We start from the raw sequence: 14857 nt of genomic DNA on the forward strand, positions 1-14857 counted from the left end.
CTTTATGGCAGCAAGGTTTAAATCGCCTGATTTAACATCTGCATTGCTGCCTATTATGGTGACTGAGCGTGGTGTACTTGCCATGCTCGTTACCTCACAATTACTAGCAACCCTGTTAGCGTTTGCCCCGATGAGCGTTGGCTCAGCATGGGAGCGTCTAGGTTTAATTAGTCTATTTATTCACCTTGTCAGCACGACAAGTTTGGCTGTTGTCTACGGCTTAAAAACGCAGCTATCAAAACTCAGTTCCTATTCAGAAATCCTTATAGTTTTAGCTATTTTTCAAGCAAACACCTTAATTCTAAGTTTATTATCACAGCATTATATTGCAGGCCAAATTGACTGGACTATTGCGACTCAGCACTGTGTACTGGGGTTAGGTATGCAGTTATTTTTCATTTATTTAATGAGCATTTATGCTGAACGAGTAGAGACAATTAAAACGCTCTCAAAGGCGGAGCTAGACGCATTACATGCTCGGATAAGGCCACATTTTTTAAATAACAGCCTGAATACCATTGCTGAGTTAACTCATGTTGATACTCAAGCTGCGGAGCAAGCGACGTTAAATCTTGCGCGTTTATCGCAAGCCGCCATGCGTACTCAACAGTTAACCACCTTAGAAGATGAGATAAACTTATCAAAGCAATATTTGGCGATAGAGGCATGGCGTTTTAGTGATAAGTTTGAAGTTGTTTGGCAGGTTGATTCTTGCAACTTAGGGAGCCAAGTTCCGGTTTTATCGCTTCAGCCTTTGCTCGAAAATGCAGTGAATTATGGCATCGAGCCGAGTGGCAAAAAAAGCCAAATTGATGTCTTAATTATTGATGCTGATGAACAAATTGCGATCAAGATAACTAATCCAATCATTCATCATGACAATAATAGTCATTCAGGGCAGGGGATCGCCTTGTCGAATATCAAAGCTCGTATTGAGCTTCACTTTGGTAATAGTGCAAGTTTGCAAACAACAATTGAACAAGATAAGTTCGTGGCAGAATTGCGTATTCCCATTGGAGCTAAAGTATGAAATACATCATTGCTGATGACGAACCTTTGGCAAGAGCGAGAATTATTCGTTTACTATCAGCTTGGCCACATTATGAGTGTGTTGCACAAGTAAGTTCTGGCGATGCGGTTGAGCCAGCCATAAGTGAACACTCTGTACAATTATTGTTTCTTGATATCAATATGCCTGGGCTTGATGGTATTAAAGCGGCTGAAATACTCAATCAGAAATATCATGACTTAAAAATAATCTTTATCACCGGCCACAGTGAATTTGCTTTGCAGGCTTTTAATGTGTTTGCAGCAGGCTTTTTGGTTAAGCCCGTAAGTCAATCGGATTTGTTTTCACTTTTAGCACGCTTATTTAAACCTCGCATTCAGTATCAAGTGGGGAATCAAACCCGTTGGGTCGATGTTGATGATGTGATAGTGGCTAAAGCGGAAGATAAGTTAACGCAGATCTACTTCCAAGGTGGTGATGCGACAATTGATTTAAGCCTTAAAAAGTTACTCAGCTTATACCCTGGACATTTTGTACAGATACATCGTAATGCCTTAGTTAAACTGAAATCAATAAAGCAGCTTGAGCACACAAGTAACGGTGCTTTAATTAGCCTAAAAAATTATCCTGAGAAACTATCTGTAAGCCGCCGCGCTTATTCTGCAATAAAAAATTATTTATAGACCGTTTGTCAGAAATAAAAACCGCTTATCCTTTCAAAAATTGCTTCTAGTAATCAACTCTAAAATAATGCACTAATCATAAAATCGTTTTTGACTGTGTATGCCATTCATCAATCGAACACAATCAGGGTTCACCCTTCTTGAAGTGCTAATCGCATTTATGGTGTTGAGCTTTGGGTTATTAGGCGCTGTAGCTTTACAGGCGCAAGCCAAAAAAGCCAGTTTTGACTCTATGCAACGTGCAGCTGCAATTTCGTTGGGTGAAGATATTATGCAGCGTATAAGGTCAAATGATACTGCAGATATTGTGTCTTTATACAAACAAACGTTTAGTAGTGACACAGATTTAAGCCCTCGAGATGATTGTTATACAGATGTATGTAGCGCACAGAATATTGCCAGAACTGATCTTGAAAACTGGAAGGCAGCGATTAGAGCAAGAGAAAATACAGGGTCTTTGGACGAAGCGACGGTCTGTATCAATATTACACCAGTAGCGAATACTGCAGGTATGGGCTTTGATGTGAGCGTCATTGTTTCGTGGCGAGGTAGGCAAGACTTTAAGGCGTCCGATGCAACCAAGGCAATACAGTGCGGCAATGTCGATGACAGGCGTCGTTTAGTAAAACTAGATAGTTACTTATTAATCAGAGGATAAAATGAAGCAGAAAGGTTTCACTATTTTAGAATTTCTGATTTCTATGTTTATTGGCTTCTTAATTTTAGGTGGTGTCATTGCGACTTATGTGAGCATGAAAGCAACCACTCGAGATACGATGGCAATTGGTGAGTTGCAAGAAACAGGTCGCCTAACTTTATCTATTTTAAGAAGAGATATAGAGCAGATAGGGTTTTGGGGCACATTTTATGAGGCTGAATTCTCAGTAGATAACACGGTAAGTGAATCAAACCCTGATCCTGATTGTTTTGGCGGGTTAAATAACGGCAGTTTTCCTGATACCACCCCGACAAATTTTAGGCCTATATTCGCAGAAGTGTCTGATGGCAACGAAATGCTAGGCTGTATTGACGACTCGAAGGAAGACACAAATGTTATTCAGTTAAAGTTTCTTGAAGGGCGTCAGATGACACCTGAGACTATCACAAATACGAATCGATATTATTTCATTGCTGAGCAAGAAAAAGCACAATTTATAACCGGGGATGCTGCTAAAAACCCATTACCTACAGTAAACGCGACGTTATGGCCTTATAGCCATCATGTTTACTATATCAATGAGCAAACCTTAAAAATTAATAATAGAGATATAGTTGTGCCTGTTCTAATGCGTAAAAGATTAACTAAAAATGGTGGCTTAGTGACTGAGCCTATCATGGAAGGCATTGAAGATATGCGTATGGTGTTTGGTATAGACAGTGACTCAGATAATAAAGTGGATACCTACCGCAGTACTCAGGACATGACCACAGAGCTCTGGGAAAACACCAACGGTATTTTAACGGTTCAAGTGTTTTTACTCGTCAGGTCCTTAGAGGCTGATGCCGATTTAGAGTTAAAAAGTCAGACTTATACGCTCGGACTAGATGATGATAAACGAGTTCATACTTTTACCGATAAATATAGGCGAACCGTTTTTACAACGACAATTCGTTTGAATAATGTGGGGTCTACAGCATGGCGAATGTAAAAAAGCAGAAAGGTGTTGTTCTAATCACAGCCATGATCATGATAGTCGCGGTCACAGCAGTCGCTGTAAGTTTAATGAGTAGCAGTAGTATAGATTTAAAAATTACCAATGCAGCACAAGAGCGTGCAGAGGCTGAAACCGAACTTATTGGTGAGATCCATAAACTCATAGTTGCAGAAGGAACCAGCGCCAACAATCGATTTACACTCAAGCGCCAACAAATGCCTGATGATGGTATGGATATGAGTTCGTCCTCAACCCCTTCACATATGACGAATACACTTAAAAATTTGAATAATGGCGAAATGGAATTGCATTGCCCAAGGCAGTTCGCTTATACAGATGGCTTAACCTGCAACTTAACGGAAATGGAGTCAACCATCACTTACGGTTCTAAGAATAAGCATACAATTACTGTGGTCATAGGGATTGGTCAAGAAATCATTAGTCACAATGAGGGCAGCTAAGATGAAACATAACGTATTTTTTTGCCTTATAGCTTTGATCATTGCCTTTACTACAAAAGCTGAAGATATAGAGCTTTTCGTTAAACATAATATCGATATTCAAGAAAAGCCTAGGGTAATGATTGTATTTGACACCTCGGGCAGTATGGCATTCTCTAGTACAACTGGATACAGCTGTGGTTATGACTACTACAGAGGAAAATATATATTATGCTCAGACAATCGTTTGGGGGTTGCAAAAAATACCATCACTGAGCTTATAAATGATAATACAAATGTCGATTTTGGCTTAATGCGTTTTAACAGTGATAATCAGGGTGGTTATGTATTGTCAGGTATAGGCGCGAGCAGTTCTGAGATAAAAAATAAAATAAATACATTAGAGGCCAATGGCGGTACGCCTTTAAGTGAAACGCTTTGGGAAGCCTACCTTTATTTGACCGGTGGGAGCGTTCGCTATGCAGACGGTCAATCATCTGGTAGAGATACGAGTATCGAATCGGGTGGTAAGTATATTTCTCCGTTTGTGCCCAAAGCCGGGGAACAGCGTTGTAATAGCGCGGTAAATGTGATCTTGATGACTGATGGCGATCCATCTGCAGATGGTAATGCCAATAATAGTATCTACTGGAAGCATAAAGGTATTTATAATGAAACTGTACCAGTTGTAAGAAGCAATTACATGCCAGCTATTGCTGCTGTTATGCATGGCCGCGGTGGTAGTGATCCTGTCGAAATAGATTTATATCCAAGTTCTTCAGATTTAAAAGACACAGCATATGTCTATACGGTTGGCTTTGGACAAGGAATGAGTGATGCTGGAGAAGATATCTTGAAAAAAACCGCTGAACTAGGCGGTGGTAAATACTATCAAGCGGATACTGCGGAAAAATTAAAAGAAGACTTTAATAAAATCATCAGTGATATCAATCAACGGAATTCGAGTTTTGTGTCTCCTTCGGTATCAATGAATAGCTCAGATCAAACTCAAAGTGGTAACTCCCTGTACTACACCATGTTCTTACCTGAAAAACATACTCGATGGAGAGGGAATCTAAAAAAGCTTCAAGTCAAAGACGGTGAAATCATCGATATGTCAAATAAGCCTGCGCTCGATGCACAAGATGGCATTATCAGTAAAGATGCGACAACCTTTTGGTCTGCACCTGGTTCAAAAGATGGAAATAATATCGAGCAAGGTGGTGTGAATTATCAATTATCTAAGCAAACCTCTCGTAAACTATTTTCGGATTTTGGGAAAGGTACTCTGATAGATTTCAAATGGACTAAAGCGAAAAATAAAGTTGGTGCAAAGCAATTAAGAAAACTATTTAACGCAAATGATAACACTGAAGCTAAGCAAATTATGAATTGGGCTTCAGGTAAAGATGTATTAAATGAAAACAGCGACTCAAATATAAGAAAAGACATCTTTGGTGATCCTCTTCACTCAAAACCGGTTACCATGGATTATGGCAATAATGATATCCGTGTCTTTGTTGGCACTAACTCCGGTGTTTTGCATGCCTTCAAAGATAATGGCAACACTGTAAATGAAAGTTGGGCGTTTTTACCTGGTCAGTTGCTTGATATTCATAAGCCTCTAATGAATAAGAAGGATGGAACTAAGCTTTATGGTGTTGATGGTCCAATAACGGTATTCCATAAAGATATTAACCGAGACAGCATTGTTAATGGTTCAGATAAAGTATGGCTGTTTTTTGGACTCAGAAGAGGTGGAACCGCGTACTACGCCTTAGATATAACGAGTCCCAATACACCTAAAATGTTATGGGGTGCTCCTATAACACCAGGAAAAACAGGCTTTGAAGAGTTAGGTCAGTCATGGTCAAAGCCTTTCGTGACATACATTCGTTCACAAAAAGAAAAGCCTGTGGTGATTTTTGCTGCAGGTTACGATACCAATAAAGACAATATTTCTAAAACGAAAGATAGCAAGGGACGAGGTTTATTTATTGTTGACGCTGAGAGTGGCAATTTAGTTTGGTCATTGACACCAGGTGGTCCGAGTATTAATACCGAACAAGCGAGTAAATTTGAAGGACTCCATAGTATTGCAGCAGATGTTTCACTCATGGACTCGGATTACGATGGATTTACAGATAGGATCTATGCAGCAGATACAGGTGGTAACATTTGGCGGGTTGATATGCCAAGAGATAAACCAAATGACACTGAAAACCCTTGGACCCACTTTAAATTTGCAGAGTTAGCAGGTTCGAAAGACAGAGATGATAGACGTTTCTTTTATCAACCATTAGTTGCTCGTACTTTCTTTAGTAAAGTCACCAAGACGATAACCAACAATGGCTCGTATACAACACGAAGAGAAGTCCCCTATGAAGCGATTATTATAGGCAGTGGTAATAGGGCTAGTCCACTTGAGAAAATAGTGAATAACCAGCTCTATGTGATACGTGATGAAAACACGGTAACACGCTCATACCAAGGTGATGAGATACCAGATACGATTTACCATAGCCAGCTTATGCAAGTAAAAGATGAACCTTTCTACCAAGCAACATCTAAACAAGCTTTTTACGAAAAAGAAGCGGAGCTAGGTGCGCTTAAAGGATGGAAATATCAACTTAGGTCTGGAGAAAAATCGTTAGCAAAAGCAACTGTCGTGGGCGGTATTGCTTACTTTACTTCGTTCACACCACACTTAGATACTACGATAGACCAATGTTCGGTAGGCAGTGGCGGTGGTTCTTTATATGCTTTACATTTACATTATGGTGCGCGCGTGTTCCAGAAGATCAGGTATGACACTGAGAGAGAAGTCCCCAGTACACCAGTGATCCTTTACCATAAAGAATCAGAAACAGAAGGGGGGTACAAACGCAGCACAGGCCGTTTAAATATAGAATTAAAGAGCACCGATTCTATTGGAGGTAAAGGCCCTGATGGCAGTAAACCGAGCGAACCATTCTTAAGTGCAAAAGTAGCGGGTCCCTTACCAACACTCAATAGCGCAGGGCAGCCAACATTTTTGAGTAATGAAGTACATGGTATTACGACAAAACAAATGTATATTTACAAACGAGAGGATCATGATGAAAAGTAATCATATAAAGGGTTTTACCTTGCTCGAAATGCTGATTGTTGTAGCGATAGCGGGCATCCTAGCCTCTGTCGCTTATCCTCAGTATACAGAATACGTCAAGAGAGCCGCGCGCTCAGATGCAATGGTATTACTATTAGATGCTGCCAATAAACAAGAGCAATATTATGCTGATAACAGAAGCTATGCAGATGATTTGAGCTTAATAAATGTCCCTTCGACGAGTGAAAATGGTTATTTTACCATTACAGTTGAGGTGCCAGACACAGGCACATCATTCAAAATCACGGCAACAGCAGCTTCTGGTGCAGTGGCAGGTGATACTGCTTGTTCTTCGTTTACCATTACAGATACAGGAATTAAAGGCTCTACAGGTACTAGTGATACGGATGATTGCTGGGAGCGCTAAATGCGCTCCTTACACTTTCTAGTATCCCTCATTCTTGCTCTACCCGCATTATTAATACTCATTTCAAGTCCAGTAGGTTTTCCTTTGAGGTTAAATGCACAATAGACAAAAGTACCATTTGCTAACCCTTTTAGGCTACCATCGGGCTTAAATGTAATGGCATGTCGTGGATATGATAATTCATCTTGGATATTAATACGGTCAATGACGTAGAGTACTTCTTCATCGGCATCAAGTACATGGTTTCTATTGGTATCGACAAAGCTGGTTAATGATTCGTGCCAGAGGTCTTTATGGCACTTATTATGAACTAAGCCACAAAAACTAATGTATTTATCGTGGGTTATAGCATAGCCTCGCGACAGAAAGATTTGCCGCTTTATCTGTTTAAGCGCCACTTCAGGTCTATTTTTGTGTAAAACGCTATTGAAGGAAGGCATAGCCAAAAAAGTAAGAATAACGATTAAAGATAGGGTGACGAGTAACTCAATCAGAGTTAAACCTCGAACGCGATTAAATGAGTTTTTAGCTGCCATCCTTGCAACCTTAATAAGATTAAATTGAGATTATAAATTTAGAATAAAGTATTGGTTTGTCAATGTTGTTTTATGAACAGCCAGTGCTGCTATCACCGTTATACAGTGCAGTCCCACCAACTGTGAGTGTCAGCGCTTTGGCATGTTCAGTTTGATTTAAAGGACAATAGATAAATTGACCAGCGTTTGTATTCACAACACGACCACTACTATCAAACCTTAAACGCGTATCTGGTGCTTTTAGATTGTCATTTGCTATAAGCTTATCCATAACGCGAAGTAAATCATCACTCGCTACTTCGTATGTGCCATTATTATTTTTATCAATAAATGAAATGATCTGGTTATTCTTCCAGTCATTGATGCATGTGAGATTTTCGTTTGCAGCGAGTTTTGTGGCATCGACAGGGCACAAGATCACGATTTCATCACTGGTTGTAGCTTTTGCTCGAGCAAATGTGATGTGTCTTTTCAACTCAAGCATAAAAGACTCTGCACGTGTTTTTTCATTTAGATCCGTATTACCGGCAAAAGACAAGGTCACTAAAATAGCTAATATCGCAATAGTGATGAGTAGTTCTAATAACGTGAAGCCACGATGTTTCATATTGACGCCTAGAAAAGAGCAATTATTCAATTGTAGCATATTTCATTATGAAGCTTTTTCTCAATAGTTTGCAACGAGTTTGTTTGCTATGAATAGTGGGATTGTCTAAAATCGACTCACTCGCTAAGGAAATAAAACACCATGAAAAAAATAGAAGCAATAATTAAACCTTTTAAACTCGATGATGTTCGTGAAGCTTTGTCTGAAATAGGCATTACAGGTATGACAGTCTGTGAAGTGAAGGGCTTTGGTCGTCAAAAAGGCCATACAGAGCTATACCGTGGTGCGGAATATATGGTCGATTTTTTGCCTAAAGTGAAACTAGATATTGTTTTAGCTGACGAAGATGTTGATAGAGCGATCGAAGTTATTCTTAAAACAGCGCAGACAGGTAAAATAGGTGACGGTAAAATCTTCGTGACTGAAGTCGAGCGTGTTGTGCGTATTCGAACAGGTGAAGAAGACGAAGAAGCTATTTAATGAGATTAAACAAAAACGGCGCTCAAAGAGCGCCTTTTTTGTTTATTAACGCAAATTAATTTATTTGTCGCTGTTGCTCGTTTAATAAACGCGTCTGCTGTGCATGTTTGCTCAACTCATCAAGTCCAAGCTTGGCATAGCTTTTCTCCATTATCTCAAGTGCTGTGATTAAATAGCTGCTTTGGGAAAAGTGTTCCACAACATATTTACCACGGTTAGCTGCGGCTAGATATGCCTCACGCTCAAAATAATATTCAGCTACTTTAATTTCGTAACGAGCCATTTTATTTAAAAGCCATACTAAGCGTTTTTTTGCTTCAGGTACATATGGGCTTTCAGGATAGCTATCTACTAAAGTTGAAAGATCTTGGAAAGCAACACGGGTGCGACTTGCATCACGGTCAGCTCTATCTATGCCGAAGTATTCTTGAAAGGCATTTTTATCGGCCTGAATATTAACTAAGCCACGCATAAAATACATGTAGTCTAAGTTTTTATGATTTGGGTTTAGACGAATAAAGCGGTCGATTGTTGCAAGTGCCTGATCAGTGTTTCCTGTTTTGTAATAGGCAAAAACGAGATCCATTTGTACTTGCTGTGCATGAGGACCAAATGGATAACGAGAATTTAACGCACCCAGTAACTCAATAGAACGTGCATATAAACCAGAGTCTAAGGTTGATTTAGCATCTTCATAGAGTGCTTGTGCTGATTTATTCGGCACACGTTCGATATCTTCTTGCTCTGGTGCAGAAGAGCATGCCGCAAGACCTAGAAAAGAAGTGCTGACTAGGATGGCAAAGGCGCGTTTCCCTAATTTAGTTATCATTTTATTTTACTACCTTTGGTGTCTTCGGCTAGGCCAAGATGGCAAAACCGAGTAAACTATGCATTTATGCGATTCTAACCCAGTCGAGCTAAGCTTGCACTGGTAATTTAGGTAAACTAACAGATGTCTGAGCAAATTTCTCTTCAAGCCGAAGTGCCAACTGAATTAGGCGGTAAACGTCTAGACCAAATTTTGGCGCAAATGTTCCCTGATTTTTCACGTTCAAGAATAAAAACTTGGATTTTAGATGAAAAAGTCACCGTCGATGGTGAGGTCTTATCGACACCAAGAGAAAAGCTGCTAGGTGGGGAGTTAATTTCCATCGAGACGCAAATCGAAGCGCCACGTGAATATGAAGCACAAGACATCGACCTAAACATCGTTTATGAAGATGATGACATCCTTGTTATTAACAAGCCTATGGGGCTAGTGGTACACCCTGGTGCTGGTAATCCAGATGGCACAGTATTAAATGCTTTATTACATCATCACCCGGATATCATTAATGTGCCACGAGCGGGTATTGTGCATCGTCTAGATAAAGACACGACAGGTTTAATGGTTGTTGCAAAAACCATCCAGGCTCAAACACATCTTGTTAAAGCCCTACAAAAACGTGATAACTTTACCCGTGAATATGAAGCGATTTGTAATGGTACAATGACAGCTGGAGGCATGGTTGAAAAACCAATTGGTCGTCATGCAACAAAACGCACGCATATGGCTATTCATGAAATGGGCAAACCTGCGGTAACGCATTACCGCGTTGCAGAAAAGTTCAGAGCGCACACACGTTTACGCTTAAGACTAGAAACAGGTCGTACTCACCAAATTCGTGTACACATGGCTTATTTAACGCATCCGCTAGTTGGTGATCAATTATATGGCGGCCGTCCTCGCCCTCCTCGCAATGCAACTCCAGAATTGTTCGCGCAGCTAAGAGACTTTAAACGTCAGGCGCTGCATGCAATTAAGTTAAGTATTGCGCACCCAATTACGGGAGAGCAAATGACTTGGGAAGCGCCTGTACCTGAAGATATGCAAATTCTAACCCAGGCGTTACGTGATGATACGAAAGCTAACCCCGATTTAGTCTATTAGAATATGCAGTTAGTTGATTGGCCATTACACCAAGTTGTCGGTGGTATTCAAACTACACGTTTAGGAGGTTGTTCTAGACCTCCTTATTCGAGTTTTAACCTTGGGTTTCATGTTGGTGATGACGAAGATACTGTGTTGGCTAATCATCGAGTCTTAAGTGAGTTCTTACCAAATCCACCATTTTGGTTAGATCAGGTCCATAGTGCCAATGTTGTAGATGTAACAAACTCTGTTACAGAGCAGAAGGTATCTGATAGGCCAAAAGCCGATGCGCTTTACACAAAACTAAAAGCGCAACCTTTGGCAATTATGAGCGCTGATTGTTTGCCAATTCTGTTAGCGAGTAACAATGGTAAAGAAGTGGCTGCTGTTCATGGTGGCTGGCGGCCTCTTGCTGGCAATATTATTGAGAAAACTATTGAAAAGTTTACCGCACCGAATCAACAAATATCGGCTTGGTTAGGCCCAGCAATTGGGCCTACTGCATTTGAAGTGGGTTCAGATGTTGTGAATGCTTTTACGTGCATGAATTCATCACATATTGATGACTTTACAGAGCGACAAAATAAAAAGTTTTTAGCTGATATTTTTTCTATTGCCAAACGGCAGTTGTCTTCGCTTGGCATAACACAAATATACAGTCATTATGAATGCACCTTTTCTATGCCAACAAAGTATTTCTCCTATCGCAGAGATGCAATCACGGGTCGATTAGCGACCTTGATTTGGCGCAAATAAATCAAATTAAAACTTTAAAATAGCCTTGAACAATACCTGTTGAATACCCATAAAGTAACTAGATTATTTTTATAAAGGTTTAGACGTCATGCGTTTAGATAGATTCACAAGTAAATTCCAATCTGCACTTTCCGATGCGCAATCACTGGCATTAGGCCGAGACCATCAATTTATTATGCCTGTGCATTTGATGTATGCACTACTTCAGCAAAATGGTTCAAGTGTTAGAGCTTTACTAGCGCAAGCAGGGATCAGTGCTGACGAACTAAATAATAAACTGACTAAATCAATCGATAAAATATTTAAGGTTTCAGGTATCGGTGGAGACGTTCAACTTCACAATGAACTTATTTCTCTTATTAATTTGTGTGATAAATATGCACAAAAGCGCAAAGACGAATATATATCGAGTGAGTTATTTGTATTTGCTGCGTGTGAAGATAAAGGCGAATTAGGTCAAATTTTAAGAGAGTTACAATTAACTCAAAAGAAAGTAGAACAAGCTATAAAAGCAATTCGAGGCGGTCAAAAAGTCGATAACCCAAATGCTGAAGACACACGTCAATCTCTTGAAAAATTCACTATTGATCTGACTGAGCGTGCAGAGCAGGGCAAACTAGATCCTGTAATTGGCCGTGATGAAGAAATCAGACGCACAATACAAGTACTACAGAGACGTACTAAGAATAATCCAGTTCTAATCGGTGAGCCAGGCGTTGGTAAAACAGCCATTGCTGAAGGTTTAGCACAACGTATCATTAATGGAGAAGTTCCTGAGGGTCTTAAAAATAAGCGTGTGCTTTCTCTTGATTTGGGTGCTCTGGTAGCTGGTGCAAAATATCGTGGTGAATTTGAGGAGCGCCTAAAGTCAGTTTTAAATGAACTGGCAAAAGAAGAAGGACAAGTGATCTTATTCATTGATGAAATCCACACTATGGTAGGTGCGGGTAAAACTGACGGTGCAATGGATGCAGGCAATATGTTGAAACCTGCACTTGCCCGAGGTGAGCTACATTGTGTGGGCGCCACAACTCTAGATGAATATCGTCAATATATTGAAAAGGATGCTGCGCTAGAAAGACGTTTTCAAAAAGTATTTGTGAGTGAGCCAAGTGTCTCTGACACAATTGCTATTTTACGTGGTTTAAAAGAGCGTTATGAGCTTCATCACTCTGTTGACATCACAGATCCTGCAATTGTTGCTGCAGCGAACCTTTCCCATCGTTATATTTCAGATAGACAACTTCCTGATAAGGCCATTGACTTAATTGATGAAGCAGGCAGCTCTATTCGTTTGCAAATAGATTCTAAACCTGAGCAACTAGATAGGTTAGAGCGTAAGATCATTCAACTAAAGTTAGAAGACAATGCACTGGCGAAAGAAAAAGACGAAGCAAGTCAAAAGCGTCGTACTGAAATGCAGAGTCTAATTTCAGAATTAGAGAGTGAATACAAAGAACTTGATGAAGTGTGGAATGCCGAAAAAGCATCTTTACAGGGCACGCAAGTAATAAAAGGTGAGCTAGAGCAAGCGAGATTAGATCTTGAAGTTGCACGTCGAGCAAGCGACTTGCAAAGAATGTCAGAGCTTCAGTATGGACGAATTCCTGAACTAGAAAGAAAACTAGATCTTGCATCTCAAGCTGAAATGCAAGAAATGAGCTTGTTAAAAAATCAGGTCGGTGAAGACGAAATTGCAGAAATATTATCACGCTGGACTGGGATACCTGTGGCTAAGATGCTACAAGGTGAGCGCGAAAAACTCCTACAAATGGAAGATGAACTACATAATAAAGTAATAGGGCAAGACGAAGCGGTAAATGCGGTATCAAATGCTATACGTCGTTCAAGAGCTGGTCTTGCAGATCCAAATCGTCCGATTGGTTCATTCCTATTCTTAGGCCCGACAGGTGTAGGTAAGACTGAGTTAACAAAAGCACTTGCTAATTTTATGTTTGACACTGAAGAAGCCATGGTTCGAATTGATATGTCCGAATTTATGGAAAAGCACTCAGTCGCAAGACTAGTTGGCGCGCCTCCTGGCTATGTAGGTTATGAAGAAGGTGGCTATTTAACTGAAGCGGTTAGACGTCGCCCATATTCTGTGGTTTTATTGGATGAGGTAGAAAAAGCACACCCTGATGTGTTCAATATATTACTTCAAGTGTTAGATGATGGCCGTTTAACAGATGGTCAAGGTCGTACTGTTGATTTTAAAAACACAGTGATCATTATGACTTCAAATTTAGGCTCTGACATTATCCAAGAACAAGCTGGTCAAAATGATTACACATCATTAAAAGAAAAGGTAATGGGCGTTCTTGCAACTCAGTTTAGACCTGAGTTTATAAACCGCATCGATGAAACCGTCGTGTTCCACCCTTTAATAGATGAACATATTAAAGAGATCGCGAATATACAGTTAGATAAATTAACAGCCAGATTATTTGAAAAAGGCTACCAGTTTGAATTGTTACCTGAAGCGTTAGGTAAAATAGCAGCACATGGGTTTGACCCTGTGTTTGGTGCAAGACCACTAAAGCGTGCAATTCAGCAATATGTTGAAAACCCATTAGCTCAAAAACTATTAGCAGGCGAATTTATCCCAGGTGATAAAATTAGAGTAACGGTAGATAACGACGTTATTACATTTATAAAGTAATAAGCTGACTAATCATTGGGCATTCATTTTATATGTGTGCCCAAATTAATTTCTTTTTCTTCCTTGCATTATCTTTCTTCTCGACAATACTTAAATTCCCCCGAATGATTAGGGGGGGTTATATGACTTAAATATTGTAGATTTACTTCATTTTGATTTCTTTTTGTACAGAAAATATCGAAAAACAGGCGTTTCGTTTAAAATACGCGCGAACAGTCAGTTTTTTGCATTTTTCTTTAAAAAAGGGCTTGCGTAATTTTCTGCTCTCCCTATAATGCGACCCCACTGACACGGGGCGAGACGCTGAAAAGCAAATCAAAACGATGTCGAGTCAAATAAAACTTAACTTTAAAACTTTTTAAAATTAAGTGTTGACATAAAAAGTGAAGTCGTTATTATGGCGCTCCACTTCGCAGCAAGGCTGCGGTAGCTAACCAGCGTTAGTTACAACGTTCTTTAAAAATATGAAGCAATCATCTGTGTGGGCACTCGTACAGATTGAGTTCTAACAGCTCTTGATTCAGGAGCAAAAAAATTTAGAGTCTCAATTTCTTATGAGTGACTATATAGTCAATTTATACAGAATTCATTGAGCACGAATC

General features: G+C 39.8%; 14 protein-coding genes. 11 read left to right on the forward strand and 3 right to left on the reverse strand.

Annotated features, from left to right (window positions below):
• The first annotated feature begins 4 nt into the window (after positions 1–4).
• From ACXAC4_RS03945 to ACXAC4_RS03975, 7 genes are all read left to right on the forward strand, one after another.
• A complete protein-coding gene (locus ACXAC4_RS03945) occupies positions 5–1030 on the forward strand; it encodes a sensor histidine kinase (protein ID WP_475159195.1) in 1026 nt (341 codons plus the stop codon).
• Entirely contained in the window at positions 1027–1692 is a 666-nt protein-coding gene (locus tag ACXAC4_RS03950) for a LytR/AlgR family response regulator transcription factor (protein ID WP_475159196.1), read from the forward strand. Before ACXAC4_RS03945 ends, ACXAC4_RS03950 begins: the two co-directional genes overlap by 4 nt.
• A gap of 100 nt (positions 1693–1792) precedes the next feature.
• The gene (gene pilV, locus ACXAC4_RS03955) at positions 1793–2350 is read left to right on the forward strand and encodes a type IV pilus modification protein PilV (protein WP_390447009.1); all 558 of its coding nucleotides are present in this window, start codon (positions 1793–1795) and stop codon (positions 2348–2350) included.
• A 1-nt stretch (position 2351) separates the two neighbouring features.
• Positions 2352–3341 carry a PilW family protein gene (locus ACXAC4_RS03960; protein WP_475159198.1) on the forward strand — a complete coding sequence of 330 codons (990 nt, stop codon included), beginning with the start codon at positions 2352–2354 and terminating at the stop codon, positions 3339–3341.
• Complete coding sequence (locus ACXAC4_RS03965; protein ID WP_349287527.1) at positions 3329–3808, forward strand: pilus assembly protein PilX; 480 nt, start codon at positions 3329–3331, stop codon at positions 3806–3808. Before ACXAC4_RS03960 ends, ACXAC4_RS03965 begins: the two co-directional genes overlap by 13 nt.
• A gap of 1 nt (position 3809) precedes the next feature.
• Positions 3810–6896, forward strand: coding sequence for a pilus assembly protein (locus tag ACXAC4_RS03970; protein ID WP_475159199.1), 3087 nt, complete (start codon positions 3810–3812; stop codon positions 6894–6896).
• On the forward strand, positions 6883–7302 hold the full coding sequence (locus ACXAC4_RS03975) for a type IV pilin protein (RefSeq protein WP_475159202.1): 420 nt from the start codon (positions 6883–6885) through the stop codon (positions 7300–7302). The genes ACXAC4_RS03970 and ACXAC4_RS03975 overlap by 14 nt, the downstream gene beginning before the upstream one ends.
• On the opposite strand, the gene ACXAC4_RS03980 is transcribed toward ACXAC4_RS03975, so the two are convergent.
• The gene (locus ACXAC4_RS03980; protein ID WP_475159205.1) at positions 7299–7838 is read right to left on the reverse strand and encodes a GspH/FimT family pseudopilin; all 540 of its coding nucleotides are present in this window, start codon (positions 7836–7838) and stop codon (positions 7299–7301) included. The genes ACXAC4_RS03975 and ACXAC4_RS03980 overlap by 4 nt on opposite strands.
• Positions 7839–7908: 70 nt before the next feature.
• Entirely contained in the window at positions 7909–8445 is a 537-nt protein-coding gene (locus tag ACXAC4_RS03985) for a GspH/FimT family pseudopilin (protein WP_475159207.1), read from the reverse strand.
• 141 nt (positions 8446–8586) lie between these two features.
• Between ACXAC4_RS03985 and glnB the strand changes: the two genes are divergently transcribed.
• Positions 8587–8925, forward strand: coding sequence for a nitrogen regulatory protein P-II (gene glnB, locus ACXAC4_RS03990; protein WP_130256575.1), 339 nt, complete (start codon positions 8587–8589; stop codon positions 8923–8925).
• Between the two features lie 55 nt (positions 8926–8980).
• Here the strand turns inward: glnB and ACXAC4_RS03995 are convergent, their stop codons facing one another.
• Entirely contained in the window at positions 8981–9754 is a 774-nt protein-coding gene (locus tag ACXAC4_RS03995) for an outer membrane protein assembly factor BamD (protein WP_138483762.1), read from the reverse strand.
• A gap of 123 nt (positions 9755–9877) precedes the next feature.
• Here ACXAC4_RS03995 and rluD point away from each other — a divergent pair, with 123 nt between their 5' ends.
• The 3 genes from rluD to clpB all read left to right on the forward strand — a co-directional run bounded on the left by rluD (position 9878) and on the right by clpB (position 14255).
• Positions 9878–10855, forward strand: coding sequence for a 23S rRNA pseudouridine(1911/1915/1917) synthase RluD (rluD, locus tag ACXAC4_RS04000; RefSeq protein ID WP_138483764.1), 978 nt, complete (start codon positions 9878–9880; stop codon positions 10853–10855).
• A 3-nt stretch (positions 10856–10858) separates the two neighbouring features.
• Positions 10859–11593 carry a peptidoglycan editing factor PgeF gene (gene pgeF / locus ACXAC4_RS04005; protein WP_475159210.1) on the forward strand — a complete coding sequence of 245 codons (735 nt, stop codon included), beginning with the start codon at positions 10859–10861 and terminating at the stop codon, positions 11591–11593.
• An 88-nt stretch (positions 11594–11681) separates the two neighbouring features.
• Positions 11682–14255: an ATP-dependent chaperone ClpB gene (clpB, locus tag ACXAC4_RS04010; RefSeq protein WP_475159212.1), complete on the forward strand. Its 2574-nt coding sequence runs from the start codon at positions 11682–11684 to the stop codon at positions 14253–14255.
• Positions 14256–14857 lie beyond the last annotated feature (602 nt).

Source organism: Pseudoalteromonas sp. AWM4_233 (assembly GCF_056158285.1).

What these genes read in the sequence shown, in the direction of transcription:
- ACXAC4_RS03945 (WP_475159195.1), top strand. Translation starts at nt 5, where the DNA reads ATGGCAGCAAGGTTTAAATCGCCTGATTTAACATCTGCATTGCTGCCT.
- ACXAC4_RS03950 (WP_475159196.1), top strand. Translation starts at nt 1,027, where the DNA reads ATGAAATACATCATTGCTGATGACGAACCTTTGGCAAGAGCGAGAATT.
- pilV (WP_390447009.1), top strand. Translation starts at nt 1,793, where the DNA reads ATGCCATTCATCAATCGAACACAATCAGGGTTCACCCTTCTTGAAGTG.
- ACXAC4_RS03960 (WP_475159198.1), top strand. Translation starts at nt 2,352, where the DNA reads ATGAAGCAGAAAGGTTTCACTATTTTAGAATTTCTGATTTCTATGTTT.
- ACXAC4_RS03965 (WP_349287527.1), top strand. Translation starts at nt 3,329, where the DNA reads ATGGCGAATGTAAAAAAGCAGAAAGGTGTTGTTCTAATCACAGCCATG.
- ACXAC4_RS03970 (WP_475159199.1), top strand. Translation starts at nt 3,810, where the DNA reads ATGAAACATAACGTATTTTTTTGCCTTATAGCTTTGATCATTGCCTTT.
- ACXAC4_RS03975 (WP_475159202.1), top strand. Translation starts at nt 6,883, where the DNA reads ATGATGAAAAGTAATCATATAAAGGGTTTTACCTTGCTCGAAATGCTG.
- ACXAC4_RS03980 (WP_475159205.1), bottom strand. Translation starts at nt 7,838, where the DNA reads ATGGCAGCTAAAAACTCATTTAATCGCGTTCGAGGTTTAACTCTGATT.
- ACXAC4_RS03985 (WP_475159207.1), bottom strand. Translation starts at nt 8,445, where the DNA reads ATGAAACATCGTGGCTTCACGTTATTAGAACTACTCATCACTATTGCG.
- glnB (WP_130256575.1), top strand. Translation starts at nt 8,587, where the DNA reads ATGAAAAAAATAGAAGCAATAATTAAACCTTTTAAACTCGATGATGTT.
- ACXAC4_RS03995 (WP_138483762.1), bottom strand. Translation starts at nt 9,754, where the DNA reads ATGATAACTAAATTAGGGAAACGCGCCTTTGCCATCCTAGTCAGCACT.
- rluD (WP_138483764.1), top strand. Translation starts at nt 9,878, where the DNA reads ATGTCTGAGCAAATTTCTCTTCAAGCCGAAGTGCCAACTGAATTAGGC.
- pgeF (WP_475159210.1), top strand. Translation starts at nt 10,859, where the DNA reads ATGCAGTTAGTTGATTGGCCATTACACCAAGTTGTCGGTGGTATTCAA.
- clpB (WP_475159212.1), top strand. Translation starts at nt 11,682, where the DNA reads ATGCGTTTAGATAGATTCACAAGTAAATTCCAATCTGCACTTTCCGAT.